We start from the raw sequence: 13,581 nt of genomic DNA on the forward strand, positions 1-13,581 counted from the left end.
CGAGGTTGGAAGGATCAGACGATTTCGATGCCGACCGCCGTGGCCTCGCCGCCGCCGATGCAGAGGCTGGCCACGCCGCGCTTGCCGCCGGTCTTGCGCAGCGCGCCGATCAGCGTGGTCATGATGCGCGCGCCCGAGGCGCCGATCGGATGGCCCAGCGCGCAGGCGCCGCCGTGGATGTTGACCTTGTCGCGCGGAATCTTGAGGTCGTGCATGGCCGCCATCGGCACCACGGCGAAGGCCTCGTTGATCTCGAACAGGTCCACGCTGTCGGTAGTCCAGTCCAGCTTGCGGTAGAGCTTGGCGATGGCTTCCACCGGCGCCGTGGTGAACCAGCCCGGCGCCTGCGCGTGCGAGGTATGGCCGAGCATGCGCGCCAGCGGCTGCAGGCCGAGCGACTTCGCGGTCGATTCGCGCATCATCACCAGCGCGGCGGCGCCGTCGTTGATCGACGAGGACGAGGCCGCCGTGATCGTGCCGTCCTTGGCGAAGGCCGGCTTCAGCGACGGGATCTTGTCCACCTTGATGCGGCGCGGGCCTTCGTCGGTGTCGATCACCGTGTCGCCGCCCTTGCCCGACACCGTGACCGGCGTGATTTCCCAGCGGAAGGCGCCGCTCTCGGTGGCCTGCTGGGCGCGGCGCACGGACTCCATCGCGAATTCGTCCTGCTGGGCGCGGGTGAACGCGTACTTGGCGGCGCAGTCCTCGCCGAAGGTGCCCATCGCGCGGCCCCCGCCTTTTTCGTCACGAGAGTAGGCGTCTTCCAGGCCGTCCAGCATCATGTGGTCGTAGATCATGCCGTGACCGATGCGGTAGCCGCCGCGCCCTTTCGGAATCAGGTACGGCGCGTTGGTCATGCTTTCCATGCCGCCCGCGATGGCGATCTCGAACGAACCGGCCAGCAGGCCGTCGAAGACCGTCATCGCCGCGCGCATGCCCGATCCGCACATCTTGTTGACCGTGGTACAGGCCACGTCCAGCGGCAGCCCGGCGCCGAGCGCCGCCTGGCGCGCAGGCGCCTGCCCCTGCCCGGCCGGCAGTACGCAGCCGAACACCACTTCCTGCACCTGCTCCGGTTTCAGGCCGGCGCGCTCCACGGCGGCGCGGATGGCCGCGGCGCCGAGTTGCGGCGCCGTCAGGCTGCTCAACTCGCTCTGGAACGCGCCCATGGGCGTGCGGGCGGCGGATACGATGACGATCGGGTCTTGCATGGTTGTCTCCTGAATACCGGTTCGTACTGTCTTGAAATCAGCGGATCGAGGCCTGCGGGGGGTCGCCGTACTGGCGATAGGCCGCGGCCAGTTGTTCGTGCAATTCCTCATTGCTGCTGGCGGCCATGCCGAGGTCGCGCAGCAGGCCATCGGACACGCCGTAGACCCAGCCATGCACCGTCACGGCCTGGCCACGGTCCCAGGCGTCCTGGAGCACCGTGGTCTGGCAGACGTTGTTGACCTGTTCGATCACGTTCAGCTCGCACAGCCGCGTGTGGGCATCGTCCTCGCGCAGCACCGTGCCGAGGTAGGCGGCGTGCTTGTCGGCCACATCCTGCACGTGGCGCAGCCAGTTGTCGGCCAGGCCCACGCGCTCGCGCTTGAGCGCTACCTTGACGCCACCGCAGCCGTAGTGGCCCACCACGGTGATGTGACGCACCTTGAGCACCTCCACGGCGAACTGGAGCACGGACAGCGCGTTCAGGTCGCTGTGCGAGATCACATTGGCGATATTGCGATGGACGAACACCTCGCCCGGCGCCAGTCCGAGGATCTGGTTGGCCGGCACGCGCGAATCGGAACAGCCGATCCACAGGTACTCGGGGGCCTGCTGGTTGGCCAGGCGCGTGAAGAAGGTGGGGTCTTCCGCGTTGACGCGGTCCACCCAGTCGCGGTTGTTCTTGAACAGTTGCGCGATGGCATCAGTCATGCCGCCCTCCTTGGAAGATCTGTGTGGTGGTCGTCGGCGCCGGGGCCGTAGCGGTGGATAAAGCGGTCTTTACTCTGATAGGCAAAAAAGTCATGGACGTGTCCGGCTATCAGCCGGTCCTTATGGTGCTGCCACATGGCAGCATCGAAGAAATCCTCGTGGTGCCGCAGGAAGGCGGCGCGCACGCGTGGGTCGCCGAGCAGGAACGTGCGGAACGTTTCCGGAAAGATGTCGTGCGGACGTACGGTGTACCACACCTCGCCCGACATTTCTTCCTCCTCGTTGCGCGGCTCGGGCACGCGGCGGATGTTGCAATCGGTCAGGTATTCGATCTCGTCATAGTCGTAGAACACCACGCGCCCGTGGCGCGTGACGCCGAAGTTCTTGTAGAGCATGTCGCCCGGGAAGATATTGGCGGCGATCAGTTCCTTGACCGCGTTGCCGTACTCGACGATGCCGTGCTCGACCTGCTCGTCGGTGCCCTCCTGGAGCCACAGGTTGAGCGGGGTCATGCGGCGCTCGATATAGACGTGGCGCACCACGATCTCCTGCCCGCCATCCCGCCCGCGCTGGTACTCGATCATCGACGGCGCGTGGGCTTCCAGCTCGCGCACCAGCGATTCGTCGAAGCGCGACAGCGGGAAGGCCACGTCGGAGTACTCGAGCGTATCGGCCATGCGCCCCACCCGGTCGTGCTGCTTCACGAGCTGGTACTTCGACTCCACCAGCGCGCGCGTGGTTTCCTTGGGCGGCGCGAAGGCATCGCGGATGACCTTGAACACGTAGGGGAACGACGGCAGCGTGAACACCAGCATCACCAGGCCCCGGATGCCGGGCGCGACCACGAACTTGTCCGACGAATGCTGCAGATGGTGGAGGAAGTCGCGGTAGAACAGGTTCTTGCCCTGCTTCTGCAACCCCAGCGCGGTGTAGATCTCCCCGCGCGGCTTGCGCGGCAGGATGTCGCGCAGGAAGGTCACGTAGGCCGACGGAATCTCCATGTCGACCATGAAATAGGCGTGCGAGAACGAGAACAGGATCAGCAACTGTTCCGGGCGCAGCAGCACGGTGTCCAGCACGAGCTGGCCGGTCGGGCCGTGGATGATCGGGATCGCCAGCGGGTAGGTCTGGTCGCCGTTCAGCACCCGGCCGACGATGACGGCGGCCTTGTTGCGGAAGAACAGCGACGATAGCGCGTGAATCTGGAAGTTCGGCGCAATCCGCGCCTCGCCCAGGTGCTCGGCGAAGGCGCGCACCACGTAGCCGATGTCCCGCGCCAGATCCTCGAACGGCCGCTCCAGCTGGTAGTTGTGCACCATCCGCTCGAAACAGGCGGCCATGCCCTCGCGGCTGCCCGGGTAGTAGGCGCGATAGGTGGGCCGCATCGGCGATTCCTCGTTCTCGATGTACTCGGTCGAGATCGCTGGCCGCACGAAGATGAAATCGTTATTGAAATACGAGCGGTGCAGGATGCGGGTGCAGACCGAGTTGAAGAAGGTCTCGGCCAGTTCTGGCTGGTGGTGCCTGGTCAGCAGGCCGATGTAGTGCAGCTTGATCTGCTGCCAGATGCCGTCCTCGATCCGCGCGGCGTCGTACTCGTCCTCGAGGATCACCGTGGTCTCGCGCACGCGCTCGTTATAGAACGCGATGCGATCGCGCTGGAGTTGCTGCAGCCCGTGCCAATCCCCTGCCTCGAAACGCAGCTTGGCCGCGTGGCTGACCTCGCGGAACAGCCGGTAGTGCTTGTCGAAGCCGTCCAGCATGGTCCGCGCCACATCGTAGGCAATCTGCGACGAGAGCAGCTTGGGGAAGTGCGACATGTTCGAGGCGGCGGCTGCGGTAAGGGGTCAGGGAATTGTAAAGGGGTTCGCTAGCGTCGGCTGGGTTGACGATAGATCACATCGTCTCGGCAAACAGCTCCCGGCCGATCAGCATCCGGCGGATCTCCGACGTGCCCGCGCCAATCTCGTACAGCTTGGCATCGCGCCACAGCCGGCCGGTGGGGTAGTCGTTGATGTAGCCATTGCCGCCCAGGATCTGCACCGACTCGCCGGCCATCCACGTGGCCTTTTCCGCCGTGTACAGGATCACCGCGGCGCAGTCCTTGCGGACCTGGCGCACGTGGCCGCTGCCCAGCGAGTCCAGGTTCTTGCCCACGGTATACAAATAGCTGCGCGCGGCCTGGAGCGTGGTGTACATGTCCGCCACCTTGCCCTGGATCAGCTGGAACTCGCCGATGCTCTGGCCGAACTGCTTGCGGTCGTGGATGTACGGCGTCACCACGTCCATGCACGCCTGCATGATGCCGACCGGGCCGCCGGACAGCACCGCGCGCTCGTAGTCGAGCCCGCTCATCAGCACCTTGGCGCCGCCATTTTCGGCGCCGAGGATGTTCTCCACCGGCACTTCCACGTTCTCGAACACCAGTTCGCCCGTGTGGGAGCCGCGCATGCCCAGCTTGTCCAGCTTCTGCGCCACCGAGAAGCCCTTCATGCCTTTCTCGACGATGAAGGCCGTCATGCCGCGCGCGCCGAGGTCCGGCTCGGTCTTGGCGTAGACCACCAGCACGTCGCAGTCCGGCCCGTTGGTGATCCACATCTTGGTGCCGTTCAGCACGTAGCGGTCGCCCCCGGGTCCGCCAACCCTGTCGGCCCGCAGCTTCATGCTGACCACGTCCGAGCCCGCGTTCGGCTCGCTCATCGCCAGCGCGCCGATCCAGTCCCCCGACACCAGCTTGGGCAGGTATTTCGCCTTCTGGGCGGCGGAGCCATTGCGGTGGATCTGGTTCACGCACAGATTCGAGTGCGCGCCGTAGGACAGCCCGACCGACGCCGACGCGCGGCTGATCTCCTCCATCGCGATCATATGGGCGAGGTAGCCCATGTTCGCGCCGCCGTACTCCTCGGCCACGGTGATGCCCAGCACGCCGAGGTCGCCCATCTTCTTCCAGGCATCCATTGGGAACTGGTCCGACCGGTCGATCTCGGCCGCGCGCGGCGCCAGTTCGGCCTGCGCCCAGCTGCGCACGGAGGCGCGCAGCATCTCGATGTCCTCGCCCAGATCGAATCTCAGGCCTGGCAGTTCGGTCATGTCGGTCTCCTGTCTGTTCGTGTCGGTGTTGTGGGGCGTATTTTATTGACGTTTACGTAAACGTCAATTCCATCCGAAGGCGGATGGCTGAAAGTGCGGCATCAGGCGGTTCTGGTCTTGGGGGCTTCGCCATGTGCCGCTAGCAGCGCCCGGCAATGGCGCTCGTGCTGGTCGATCTCGGCAAGTTGGGCCTGGAGGTCTTCCATCTGGCGCTCCAGAACGTCCCGATGCTGCGACAGGGCGCCCAGGAAACGCTCCAACTGCGGCGCGGTATCGCGTGGCGACTCGTAGAGATCCAGAATTTCGCGAATCTCGTTGAGAGTGAGCCCTAACCTTTTGCCGCGCAGCGTGAGCTTGAGGCGGGTGCGCTCGCGTCCGTTATAGACGCGCTTGCGGCCGCCCGGGCCCTCGCGGTCAGGCGAGAGCAGGCCCTGATCCTCGTAGAACCGGATCGCGCGCGGGGTGACGTCGAACTCGCGCGCGAGGTCGGTAATGGTGTAGGTGGCGGAGGATGGCTGTGCCGGCATGGTGCGCCCAGGAAAGTGAACGGTCGTTCGTTGTACGGTCAAGTTTTGGTCTAAGATGACGAGCAGGCCGCGACGATTGACGTTAACGTTAGCGTCAAGTGCCGCCGCTGACAATGACTGGACAACATGACCCCACAGAGCGCCCGGTGCCCCGCTGCACCCGAAGGCGCCAGATTCGACCGAGACAAGCCCCATGAACGCACTCGAAAGCCAGCTCCACTACCCGTTTGACGAGACCATGCCGGCGCCCGGCACGCGCCAGGAAGTGGCGCCCGGCGTCTACTGGCTGCGCATGCCGCTGCCCTTCGCGCTCGACCATATCAACCTGTGGCTCCTGCGCGACCGCCTGGACGGGCGGGACGGCTGGACCATCATCGACTGCGGCATCACCAACGACATCATCAAGGGGCATTGGGAGACCATCTTCGCCAACGAGCTGGACGGCCTGCCCGTGCTGCGCGTGCTGGTGACCCATTGCCACCCGGACCACGTGGGCCTGGCGCACTGGCTCTGCAAGCACTGGGACGTGCGGCTGTGGATGAGCCTGGGCGACTACATGACCGCGCGCGTGATGTCCGGCGGCAGCGGCGTCGGCTCGAATGCCGGCGGTGACTTCGCGGCGAGCCACTTCGCCCGCCACGGCCTGACCGACCCGGACAACCTCGAAAAACTGCGCGGCCGCAAAGCCTACTATCCGTCGATGGTGCCCGAGGTGCCGACGCAATACCGCCGCCTGATGGACGAGGACACCGTGACCATCGGCGCCGATCCGGCCACGGCCGGCTGGCGCGTGATCACCGGCTTCGGCCATGCCCCGGAGCACGTGGCGCTCTACAACGCCGCCACCAATGTACTGATCTCGGGCGACATGGTGCTGCCGCGCATCTCGACCAATGTCAGCGTGTTCGACATGGAGCCGGAGGCCAATCCGCTCCAGCTCTACCTCGACTCATTGAACAAGTACGAAGACCTGCCGGCTGACGTACTGATCCTGCCGTCGCACGGCCGCCCGTTCCGCAACCTGCATACCCGCATCCGCCAGTTGCAGGAGCACCATGTGGACCGGCTGGCCGAGACGCTGGCCGCCTGCGCCGAGAAGCCGTGCCATGCGCACGACATCGTCGGCGTGATCTTCCGGCGCCAGTTCGACATCCACCAGCTGACCTTCGCGATGGGCGAGGCGCTGGCGCACCTGCACGCGCTCTGGCATCGCGGGCAACTTGTGCGCGGATGCGGCGATGACGGGATCATCCGCTTCCGGACGGCCTGAGGATCAGAACGGATTAGGACGAGTCAGAACGACTCGGCAAGCGTCCTGAGGTAGCGCACGCCGGCCACGGCGCGGCTGCCGTACCAGGACAGCATCTCGCCATCGACCAGCATCACCGGCCTGCCGATCTGGCGCTCGAGCGCATCGGCATGGTCCTCGGTGAAGCGGTACGGCTCGGTCGACAGCAGCACGGCGTCCAGCTCGCGCACCAGCGCGTCACTCCAGCGAAAGGTGGGATAGCGCTCGCCGGGCGCATTCGGCCGGCTGCAATCCCCATCGACGCAGGCCGCGAGGTCCGCGCCGTCATCGGGCCAGGTGGCCCAGTTCACCAGCGCCAGCATCCTGCTGATATAGGTGGCGCGCGACACCGTCATCCACGGGTCCTGCCAGATCGCGTACAGCACGGTGCGTGCCGGCCAGCGACGGGCGCGGATCGCATCGAGTTCGGCCTGCAGCGCCTGCGCCAGCCCCTCCGCCTGTTGCACTTTGTTGAAAATGCCACCGAGCAGCCGGTACAGCGCGAAGTTGTCCTCGGGCGCGCACGGGTGGGTGACGATCACGTGCGGCACGAAGGTGCGGATCTCGTCCACGGTTTCGCGCCGGTTCTCGTCGATATTGACCACCACGTGGGTCGGCGCCAGCGCCCGCAGCTTGTCCAGCTTGACGTCCTTGGTCCCGCCGACCTTCTCCACCGCCCGCACCGCCGGTTCGGGATGGATGCAGAAGCCGGTGCGGGCCACCATCTGGTCGGCCAGGCCGAGATCGAACAGCAGCTCGGTCACGGACGGCACCAGCGAGGCGATGCGGACCTCGCCACTGGCCGGGCCGTGGGCCTGCCCGAGGGCGTCGGTCCACATCAGGCGGCTCCCCCGCCGGCGCGGTCTGCCTTGCGCGGCTTGCGCGGCGCGCGGGCGAACAGCTTGTCGTAGAGCCACAGCGGCATCACGTGCAGGATCGACGCCACCACCCCCATCTGCCACGGAATCACCTTGTAGCGCGTGCCGGCGGCAATCCGGCGGATGGCCTTGCGCGCGAACACGTCGGCATCCATCAGGAACGGCATGCGGTACGGGTTGTGCGCCGTCATCGGCGTGCGGATATAGCCGGGCGCGATGGTCACCACGCGGATGCGGTGCCGCGCCTGCTCCAGCCGGAGGCTTTCCAGCAGCTTCACCACGGCGGACTTCGAGGCGCTGTAGGCCCCGCCGCCGGGCAGGCCGCGCACGCCGGCCACGCTGGCGATACCGACCAGCGTGCCGCGCCAGCCGCCGACGCCGGGCGCGCGCTCGCGCATCGGGTGCAGGAAAGGCTGGAAGGTGGTCAGGGTGCCGAACCAGTTGGTGTCCATGACCAAGCGGAAGTCGTCCAGGTCCTCGCGCTCGCTGGCCACGGTGCCCACGGAGATCCCCGCGTTGGCGATCACCACATCGGGGCAGCCGAAATGGTCGAGAAAATCGGTGGCGGCGGCGTGCATGGCGTCCGCATCGCGTACATCGGCCGCATAGATGCGCACCGCGTTGGGGTTGGGCAGGGAGGCGGCGAAGTCGCGCAAGGCCTCTTCGCGCCGGCCCACCAGCCCGAGCACGGCGCCCTGCGCCGCGTAGGCGCGCGCCAGCGCCTGGCCGATGCCGCTCGATGCGCCGGTAAGGAAGACTTTCAGGGGTCGCATCGGATCAATATAGTGAATTCGGAGGGAGAACGGCCCGGATCAAGCAAAACGGCCCGGTACGCTTCTCGCGCACCGGGCCGTCTGGGTCATGCCGCGCGGATCAGAGCTTCTTCGCGCGCACGCCCGTGACCAGGAAATCCATGGCCTGGATGGCAGCCGGCTTGGTGCCGGCAATGCTCGGAGAGGTCTCGTACTTGCCCTGCACCACCACGGTCGGCACACCCTCGATCTTGTACGAATCGGCGATCTTGTTGGCGCGCTGGGCGTTCGTGGTCACCGTGAACGAGTTGTAGGTATCGAGCCACTGCTTGCGGTCGATGCCGTTCTTGGCCATGAAATCGGCGATTTCGTCGGTGGTCAGCATGCGCTTGCGGTCCTTGTGGATCGCCTCGAACACCTTGCCGTGCAGGGCGTCCAGCTTGCCCAGCGACTCCAGCGCATAGAAGATCTTGGTGTGCGGCAGCAGGTCGTCGCGGAAGGCCACTGGCACGCGCTTGAACACCACGTCCTTGCCCTGCTTGCTGACCCAGGCTTCCAGTTCGGGCTCGAAGTCGTAGCAGTGCGGGCAGCCGTACCAGAAGAACTCGGTCACTTCGATCTTGCCCGCCGGTACCGGCTGGGGCGACTTCAGCACCGTGTAGTCCTTGCCCTCGGCCGGTGCGGCCATGGCTGCGGGCGCAGTCATCAGCAGACCGCCCACGGCGGCGACGGTGGCGAGGAAAGCGGCGATTTTCTTCATCTTCGAAGGGCCTTCTGATAGGTCAGAGAGATCAGGGGGATGGCCCGCACGCAGCGAGCCGACCGGTAAGACAAGTGCGGCGGCGCCCGGTTCCTCCGCGGCGCCGCCCGCCATGTTACTGCTTTGTAAAGCGGATCACCGAAGCTTCGAAACCGTTCGATTGCAGGCGGTCGCGCGCCCGGTTCATGTCCTCGATACGGTTGAACGGCCCCAGACGCACGCGGTACATCTTCACGCCGTTGACATCGCGCTCCGTGACCTTGGCTTCGAAGCCCTGCATGGCCAGATTGGCCTTCTGGCGGTCCGCGTCGTCCTGCGAGCGGAAGGCGCCCACCTGGAGCAGGTAACCCACCTTGTTGGCGTCAGCCTGGGCGATCTCGGCGATCGGGTCGGCTACCGGCTTCTCGGCCGGGCGCGTGGCGGGTTTTTCGGCCGGACGCGAGGCATCGGCCGGCTTGGCGGCGCTGGCCGCGCCGTTGGCGGGCTGGTCAGCCGGGCGGGTGGTCGCCACCGGCGGCTGCGCCGGGGTAGCCGGCTGCCCGTCGGGCTGGCCCACCGGCTTGGCCGGCGTCTTGCTCCACAGCGGCCGGTTCGGGTCGCTCGGGCCCTCGGCCTGCTGCTGCGGTTGCGTCGGCGCCGGCAGCGGCGTGGCCACGTTGCCGGGCTCGCTCGGGCGCTGCTGGACATTGCCGTTGGCGCCCTTCTGCTGGAACGGCGCGGGCGACTTGGTGATATACAGGGCCACCACCACGGCGATGGCCAGGCCGACGATCAGCCCGAGCACCAGGCCCAGGAACGTACCACCGCGCTGCATCCGGACATGGGTACGGGTTGGGCGCGCGGCGCGCTTGCGTTGCTGTTGCATGAAGTCCTCTTCGGTGTTGCCGGGGATTATAGGGCCTGTCCCGGCAGGCACGATTGAGACCACTCTGAAAAGTGGCCCAAGAATCCGTCACAGGGGCGTTGCGGCTCAGTTGGCGGCGGGCTCGCGGTCCATCCGTTGCGGCGCCGAGACGCCAATCACGGCCAGGCCGTTCTTGAGCACCTGGCGCGTGGCCGCCAGCAGCGCCAGCCGGGCGCGCTTGACCGCCTCGTCGTCCACCAGCACGCGGTCGGCGTTGTAGAAGGCGTGGAAGTCGCCGGCCAGGTCGCGCAGGTAGAACGCCACCGCATGGGGCGCCAGCTCGCCGGCGGCAGCCGCCAGCATGTCCGGGAACTCGGCCAGGCGGCGGCCCAGGGCGATAGCCTGGGCGCTCACGTCCGCGGCGGTCACGGCGGCCAGGTCGGCCCCGGCCAGTTCCGGCAGGCGGGCTTCCCAGCCGGCGCCGCCCCAGGCCTCGAAGATCGAGCAGATCCGGGCGTGGGCGTACTGCACGTAATACACCGGGTTTTCGTCGTTCTGCTTCAGGGCGAGGTCCACATCGAACACGAATTCGGTGTCGGCCTTGCGGGACAGCAGGAAGAACCGCACGGCGTCGCGGCCGCGCGTGAAGTGGGCCGGCCAGTCCGCCACGCCGGCGTCCAGCAGGCCGCGGATGGTCTCGTCGCCGCCGTTGCTCCACTCGATCAGGTCGCGCACGGTCACGTACGAGCCGGCGCGCTTGGATATCTTCACCTCCTCGCCGTTCTTCATCACCGTGACCATCTTGTGGAGCACGTAGTCGGGGTAGCCCTGGGGAATGCCCATGTCCAGCCCCTGCAGGCCGGCGCGCACGCGGGCGATGGTGCCGTGGTGGTCGCTGCCCTGCACGTTGATGACCTTGGCGAAGCCGCGCTCCCACTTGGTGGTGTGGTACGCCACGTCCGGCACGAAGTACGTGTAGGTGCCGTCCGTCTTCTTCATGACGCGGTCCTTGTCATCGCCGTCGTCGGTGGTGCGCAGCCACAGCGCGCCTTCGCTCTCGTAGGTCTTGCCCTTGGCCACCAGCGACTGCACGGCGCCTTCCACGCGGCCATCGCTGTACAGCGACGACTCCAGGTAGTAGCGGTCGAACTTCACGCCGAAGGCCTGGAGGTCGATATCCTGCTCGTTACGCAGGTAGGTCACCGCGAATTTGCGGATCGAGTCGATATCGTCGATGTTGCCCGAGGCGGTCACCGGCTCGCCGTCGCTGGCAGCCACCGTCTTGCCGGCCAGGAAGTCGGCGGCGATATCGGCGATGTAGTCGCCGTTGTAGGCGGACTCGGGCCAGCCGGCCTCGCCCGGCTTCAGGCCGCGCGCGCGGGCCTGGACCGAGATGGCCAACGTCTGGATCTGCACGCCGGCGTCGTTGTAATAGAACTCGCGGTGCACGGCCCAGCCGTTCCAGGCCAGCAGGTTGGCCAGCGCGTCGCCCAGGGCGGCCTGGCGGCCGTGGCCGACGTGGAGCGGCCCGGTCGGGTTGGCGGAGACGAACTCCACCAGCACCTGGCCATGCTCGCCGGCCGGCCGGGCGCCGAATCGATCACCTTCGGCCAGCACGGCGCGCAGCACGTCGGCGCGGGCGGCGGGGGTCAGGCGCAGGTTGATGAAGCCGGGGCCGGCAATCTCGGCCTGGGCGACGATCGCCGTGGCACGGGGGTCGGCCTGCACGGCGGCGACGATCTTCTGGGCCAGTTCGCGCGGATTGCTCTTGAGCGCCTTGGCCACCTGCATGGCGATATTGCACGCCAGGTCGCCGTGGGCGGCCACCTTGGGGCGCTCGAAGGTGACGGCGGGCAGGGCGGCGTCGGCCGGGGCGAGCGCGCGCACGGCGTCAGTGAACGCGGCGGCAAGATTGGAGGTCTGAACAGGCAGCATGGATGTCTTTGCCCTGAAGGCGCTAAAGAGAGCGATGAACGGTCCGGAGGCGTTGCGGCAAGTGCGCCGCGCGTCGCGTGACCGGCACCGGAAATCGGGAAACGCGGAATTTTATCAGGTGCTATGCTGACATCATGCGACCGTGCCGCGCGGCTTGTGCGGAACTTCGTCACTCGTGAAAGGAAACATCATGCTGATCACCTTCAAATCCCACGCGGCGCAGGACCTGATCATGATGAAGGATCTTGCCCTCACGCTGCTTGGCATCATCGGCAAGCACATGGGCGAGCGCGGGGTGATCACGTCCGAGGAACTCCCGCGCGCCATCAAGAAACTCGAGGCCGCCGTGCAGGATGCGAAGAAGGTGCACCCCGCCGATACCTCTGTCTACTCCGACGCCCGCGACGAGGACGAGGAAGAACCCCTCCACCTGGGCCAGCGCGCCTACCCGTTCCTGGACATGCTGCGCGCGTCCGAGCGGGAAGGCGCCAACGTGATGTGGGGCGTCTGACGGCCGCGGGCCGTAGTCGACAAGAAACAGGCAAAAAACAGGCAAAAAAATGCCCGGCCACCATCGAGGTGCCGGGCGTCCCGGATCAGGGATATATCCGGAAAGGGGGTTTTGCTGCAGGGGTAAAACGGTACAGGCCCGGCGTGCCGGGCCAGGATATTCGGTTACTCGTCGCTGCGGCGTCCCGCCAGCAGCAGTCCGATACAGGCGCCGATCAGCGCGGCAATCCCCACCGCCTTCAGCGGGCTTTCGGCCACACGCGCACGGCCGTGATCCACGGCTTCATCCATGTGTTCCCGGGCCCAGTGCATGCCATCGGTCCCCCGGGCGCGAATCCGTTCCGCCATCTCGTTGGCCCGCATGCGCAGGCGGCGGCCGGCCGCCAGGCCCTCTTCCGACCCCTCGTGCGTGAGCACGTCGATGGTCTGCTGGAGCTGGGCGATCAGGGCCTTGACCTCGCCCGAAACCGGTACGGCGGCGTCACGCGCCGCGTCGCGGGTATCCCGGGCGGCATGTTTCAGCTGGCGCACGGCAGCATCGGCGCTGTCATGCAAGTGATTGATTTCCTTCCGGACTTTGGGGTTCTGCGTGAGCATAGGGACTCCTCATTGCGGTTCGGGGTACTGAGCACCGCGCCCGCCGGCCGATCCGGCGTGGGCGCGTGCCGCGTGCGTGCCCCTTACCTTCTGCGGATCAGGCCCATCACGAAGGTGACAAGCGCCACGACCAGGAAGATGAAGAACAGGATCTTGGCAATTTCGACGGCACCGGCGGCAATGCCACCAAAGCCGAAGATCGCCGCGATCAGCGCGACAACGAAGAAAACGAGTGCGTAATGCAGCATGGCCAGTCTCCCGAGGTTAGCGGGCGCACCCCGGTTGCTGCGGTGCGCCCGGCTTGCGCCACGGTGCGCAAGCTCATAGCCTCATCGTAGGGTCATGCCCCGGCGCCAGACACCGACCCCCGACCGATTCCCGTGTCAGCCAAGTCCTACAATGCACACCGCGCCGCACCGGGTGCGCCACTCGGGGGCCGTCTGTACGATTGACCCTGCCATGTCGATGTGATTCCATGGC

14 protein-coding genes are annotated in these 13,581 nt (G+C 66.7%); 2 read left to right on the forward strand and 12 right to left on the reverse strand.

The annotated features are described in order from the left end of the window. Positions 1–14: 14 nt before the first annotated feature. The 5 genes from AC1DP9_RS07965 to AC1DP9_RS07985 form a co-directional block, all read right to left on the reverse strand. Complete coding sequence (locus tag AC1DP9_RS07965) at positions 15–1,211, reverse strand: acetyl-CoA C-acetyltransferase (protein WP_092291331.1); 1,197 nt, start codon at positions 1,209–1,211, stop codon at positions 15–17. A gap of 37 nt (positions 1,212–1,248) precedes the next feature. Next, positions 1,249–1,920, reverse strand: coding sequence for a carbonate dehydratase (gene can / locus AC1DP9_RS07970; protein ID WP_092291329.1), 672 nt, complete (start codon positions 1,918–1,920; stop codon positions 1,249–1,251). Continuing rightward, entirely contained in the window at positions 1,917–3,740 is a 1,824-nt protein-coding gene (gene aceK, locus AC1DP9_RS07975; RefSeq protein WP_477107005.1) for a bifunctional isocitrate dehydrogenase kinase/phosphatase, read from the reverse strand. Before aceK ends, can begins: the two co-directional genes overlap by 4 nt. Before the next feature lie 76 nt (positions 3,741–3,816). After that, positions 3,817–5,010: an isovaleryl-CoA dehydrogenase gene (locus AC1DP9_RS07980; protein ID WP_441591451.1), complete on the reverse strand. Its 1,194-nt coding sequence runs from the start codon at positions 5,008–5,010 to the stop codon at positions 3,817–3,819. Between the two features lie 101 nt (positions 5,011–5,111). After that, complete coding sequence (locus tag AC1DP9_RS07985; protein ID WP_092292091.1) at positions 5,112–5,537, reverse strand: MerR family transcriptional regulator; 426 nt, start codon at positions 5,535–5,537, stop codon at positions 5,112–5,114. Positions 5,538–5,730: 193 nt separating this feature from the next. Between AC1DP9_RS07985 and AC1DP9_RS07990 the strand changes: the two genes are divergently transcribed. Beyond that, positions 5,731–6,807 (forward strand): MBL fold metallo-hydrolase, encoded by a 1,077-nt coding sequence (locus AC1DP9_RS07990; protein ID WP_477107006.1) that lies wholly within the window; start codon positions 5,731–5,733, stop codon positions 6,805–6,807. 23 nt (positions 6,808–6,830) lie between these two features. Here the strand turns inward: AC1DP9_RS07990 and AC1DP9_RS07995 are convergent, their stop codons facing one another. The 5 genes from AC1DP9_RS07995 to argS form a co-directional block, all read right to left on the reverse strand. Continuing rightward, on the reverse strand, positions 6,831–7,664 hold the full coding sequence (locus tag AC1DP9_RS07995; protein ID WP_477107007.1) for a helical backbone metal receptor: 834 nt from the start codon (positions 7,662–7,664) through the stop codon (positions 6,831–6,833). Continuing rightward, positions 7,664–8,476: an SDR family oxidoreductase gene (locus tag AC1DP9_RS08000; RefSeq protein WP_477107008.1), complete on the reverse strand. Its 813-nt coding sequence runs from the start codon at positions 8,474–8,476 to the stop codon at positions 7,664–7,666. Before AC1DP9_RS08000 ends, AC1DP9_RS07995 begins: the two co-directional genes overlap by 1 nt. A 100-nt stretch (positions 8,477–8,576) precedes the next feature. Then, positions 8,577–9,215: a thiol:disulfide interchange protein DsbA/DsbL gene (locus AC1DP9_RS08005; RefSeq protein ID WP_092291317.1), complete on the reverse strand. Its 639-nt coding sequence runs from the start codon at positions 9,213–9,215 to the stop codon at positions 8,577–8,579. A 115-nt stretch (positions 9,216–9,330) separates the two neighbouring features. Further along, positions 9,331–10,080 carry an SPOR domain-containing protein gene (locus AC1DP9_RS08010; RefSeq protein WP_477107009.1) on the reverse strand — a complete coding sequence of 250 codons (750 nt, stop codon included), beginning with the start codon at positions 10,078–10,080 and terminating at the stop codon, positions 9,331–9,333. Positions 10,081–10,185: 105 nt separating this feature from the next. Continuing rightward, complete coding sequence (gene argS, locus AC1DP9_RS08015) at positions 10,186–11,994, reverse strand: arginine--tRNA ligase (protein ID WP_092291313.1); 1,809 nt, start codon at positions 11,992–11,994, stop codon at positions 10,186–10,188. Between the two features lie 190 nt (positions 11,995–12,184). On the opposite strand from argS, the gene AC1DP9_RS08020 reads away from it, so the two are divergent. Then, positions 12,185–12,505, forward strand: a complete 321-nt coding sequence (locus tag AC1DP9_RS08020; protein ID WP_477107010.1) for a DUF1840 domain-containing protein — start codon at positions 12,185–12,187, stop codon at positions 12,503–12,505. A gap of 164 nt (positions 12,506–12,669) precedes the next feature. On the opposite strand, the gene AC1DP9_RS08025 is transcribed toward AC1DP9_RS08020, so the two are convergent. Continuing rightward, positions 12,670–13,101 (reverse strand): ElaB/YgaM/YqjD family protein, encoded by a 432-nt coding sequence (locus tag AC1DP9_RS08025; RefSeq protein WP_092291309.1) that lies wholly within the window; start codon positions 13,099–13,101, stop codon positions 12,670–12,672. 83 nt (positions 13,102–13,184) lie between these two features. Continuing rightward, the gene (locus AC1DP9_RS08030) at positions 13,185–13,349 is read right to left on the reverse strand and encodes a DUF1328 domain-containing protein (RefSeq protein WP_092291307.1); all 165 of its coding nucleotides are present in this window, start codon (positions 13,347–13,349) and stop codon (positions 13,185–13,187) included. Positions 13,350–13,581 lie beyond the last annotated feature (232 nt).

The organism is Cupriavidus sp. 01L43, from assembly GCF_056399925.1.

Coding starts and splice junctions, on each gene's coding strand:
- AC1DP9_RS07965 (WP_092291331.1), bottom strand. CDS start 1,211: ATGCAAGACCCGATCGTCATCGTATCCGCCGCCCGCACGCCCATGGGC.
- can (WP_092291329.1), bottom strand. CDS start 1,920: ATGACTGATGCCATCGCGCAACTGTTCAAGAACAACCGCGACTGGGTG.
- aceK (WP_477107005.1), bottom strand. CDS start 3,740: ATGTCGCACTTCCCCAAGCTGCTCTCGTCGCAGATTGCCTACGATGTG.
- AC1DP9_RS07980 (WP_441591451.1), bottom strand. CDS start 5,010: ATGACCGAACTGCCAGGCCTGAGATTCGATCTGGGCGAGGACATCGAG.
- AC1DP9_RS07985 (WP_092292091.1), bottom strand. CDS start 5,537: ATGCCGGCACAGCCATCCTCCGCCACCTACACCATTACCGACCTCGCG.
- AC1DP9_RS07990 (WP_477107006.1), top strand. CDS start 5,731: ATGAACGCACTCGAAAGCCAGCTCCACTACCCGTTTGACGAGACCATG.
- AC1DP9_RS07995 (WP_477107007.1), bottom strand. CDS start 7,664: ATGTGGACCGACGCCCTCGGGCAGGCCCACGGCCCGGCCAGTGGCGAG.
- AC1DP9_RS08000 (WP_477107008.1), bottom strand. CDS start 8,476: ATGCGACCCCTGAAAGTCTTCCTTACCGGCGCATCGAGCGGCATCGGC.
- AC1DP9_RS08005 (WP_092291317.1), bottom strand. CDS start 9,215: ATGAAGAAAATCGCCGCTTTCCTCGCCACCGTCGCCGCCGTGGGCGGT.
- AC1DP9_RS08010 (WP_477107009.1), bottom strand. CDS start 10,080: ATGCAACAGCAACGCAAGCGCGCCGCGCGCCCAACCCGTACCCATGTC.
- argS (WP_092291313.1), bottom strand. CDS start 11,994: ATGCTGCCTGTTCAGACCTCCAATCTTGCCGCCGCGTTCACTGACGCC.
- AC1DP9_RS08020 (WP_477107010.1), top strand. CDS start 12,185: ATGCTGATCACCTTCAAATCCCACGCGGCGCAGGACCTGATCATGATG.
- AC1DP9_RS08025 (WP_092291309.1), bottom strand. CDS start 13,101: ATGCTCACGCAGAACCCCAAAGTCCGGAAGGAAATCAATCACTTGCAT.
- AC1DP9_RS08030 (WP_092291307.1), bottom strand. CDS start 13,349: ATGCTGCATTACGCACTCGTTTTCTTCGTTGTCGCGCTGATCGCGGCG.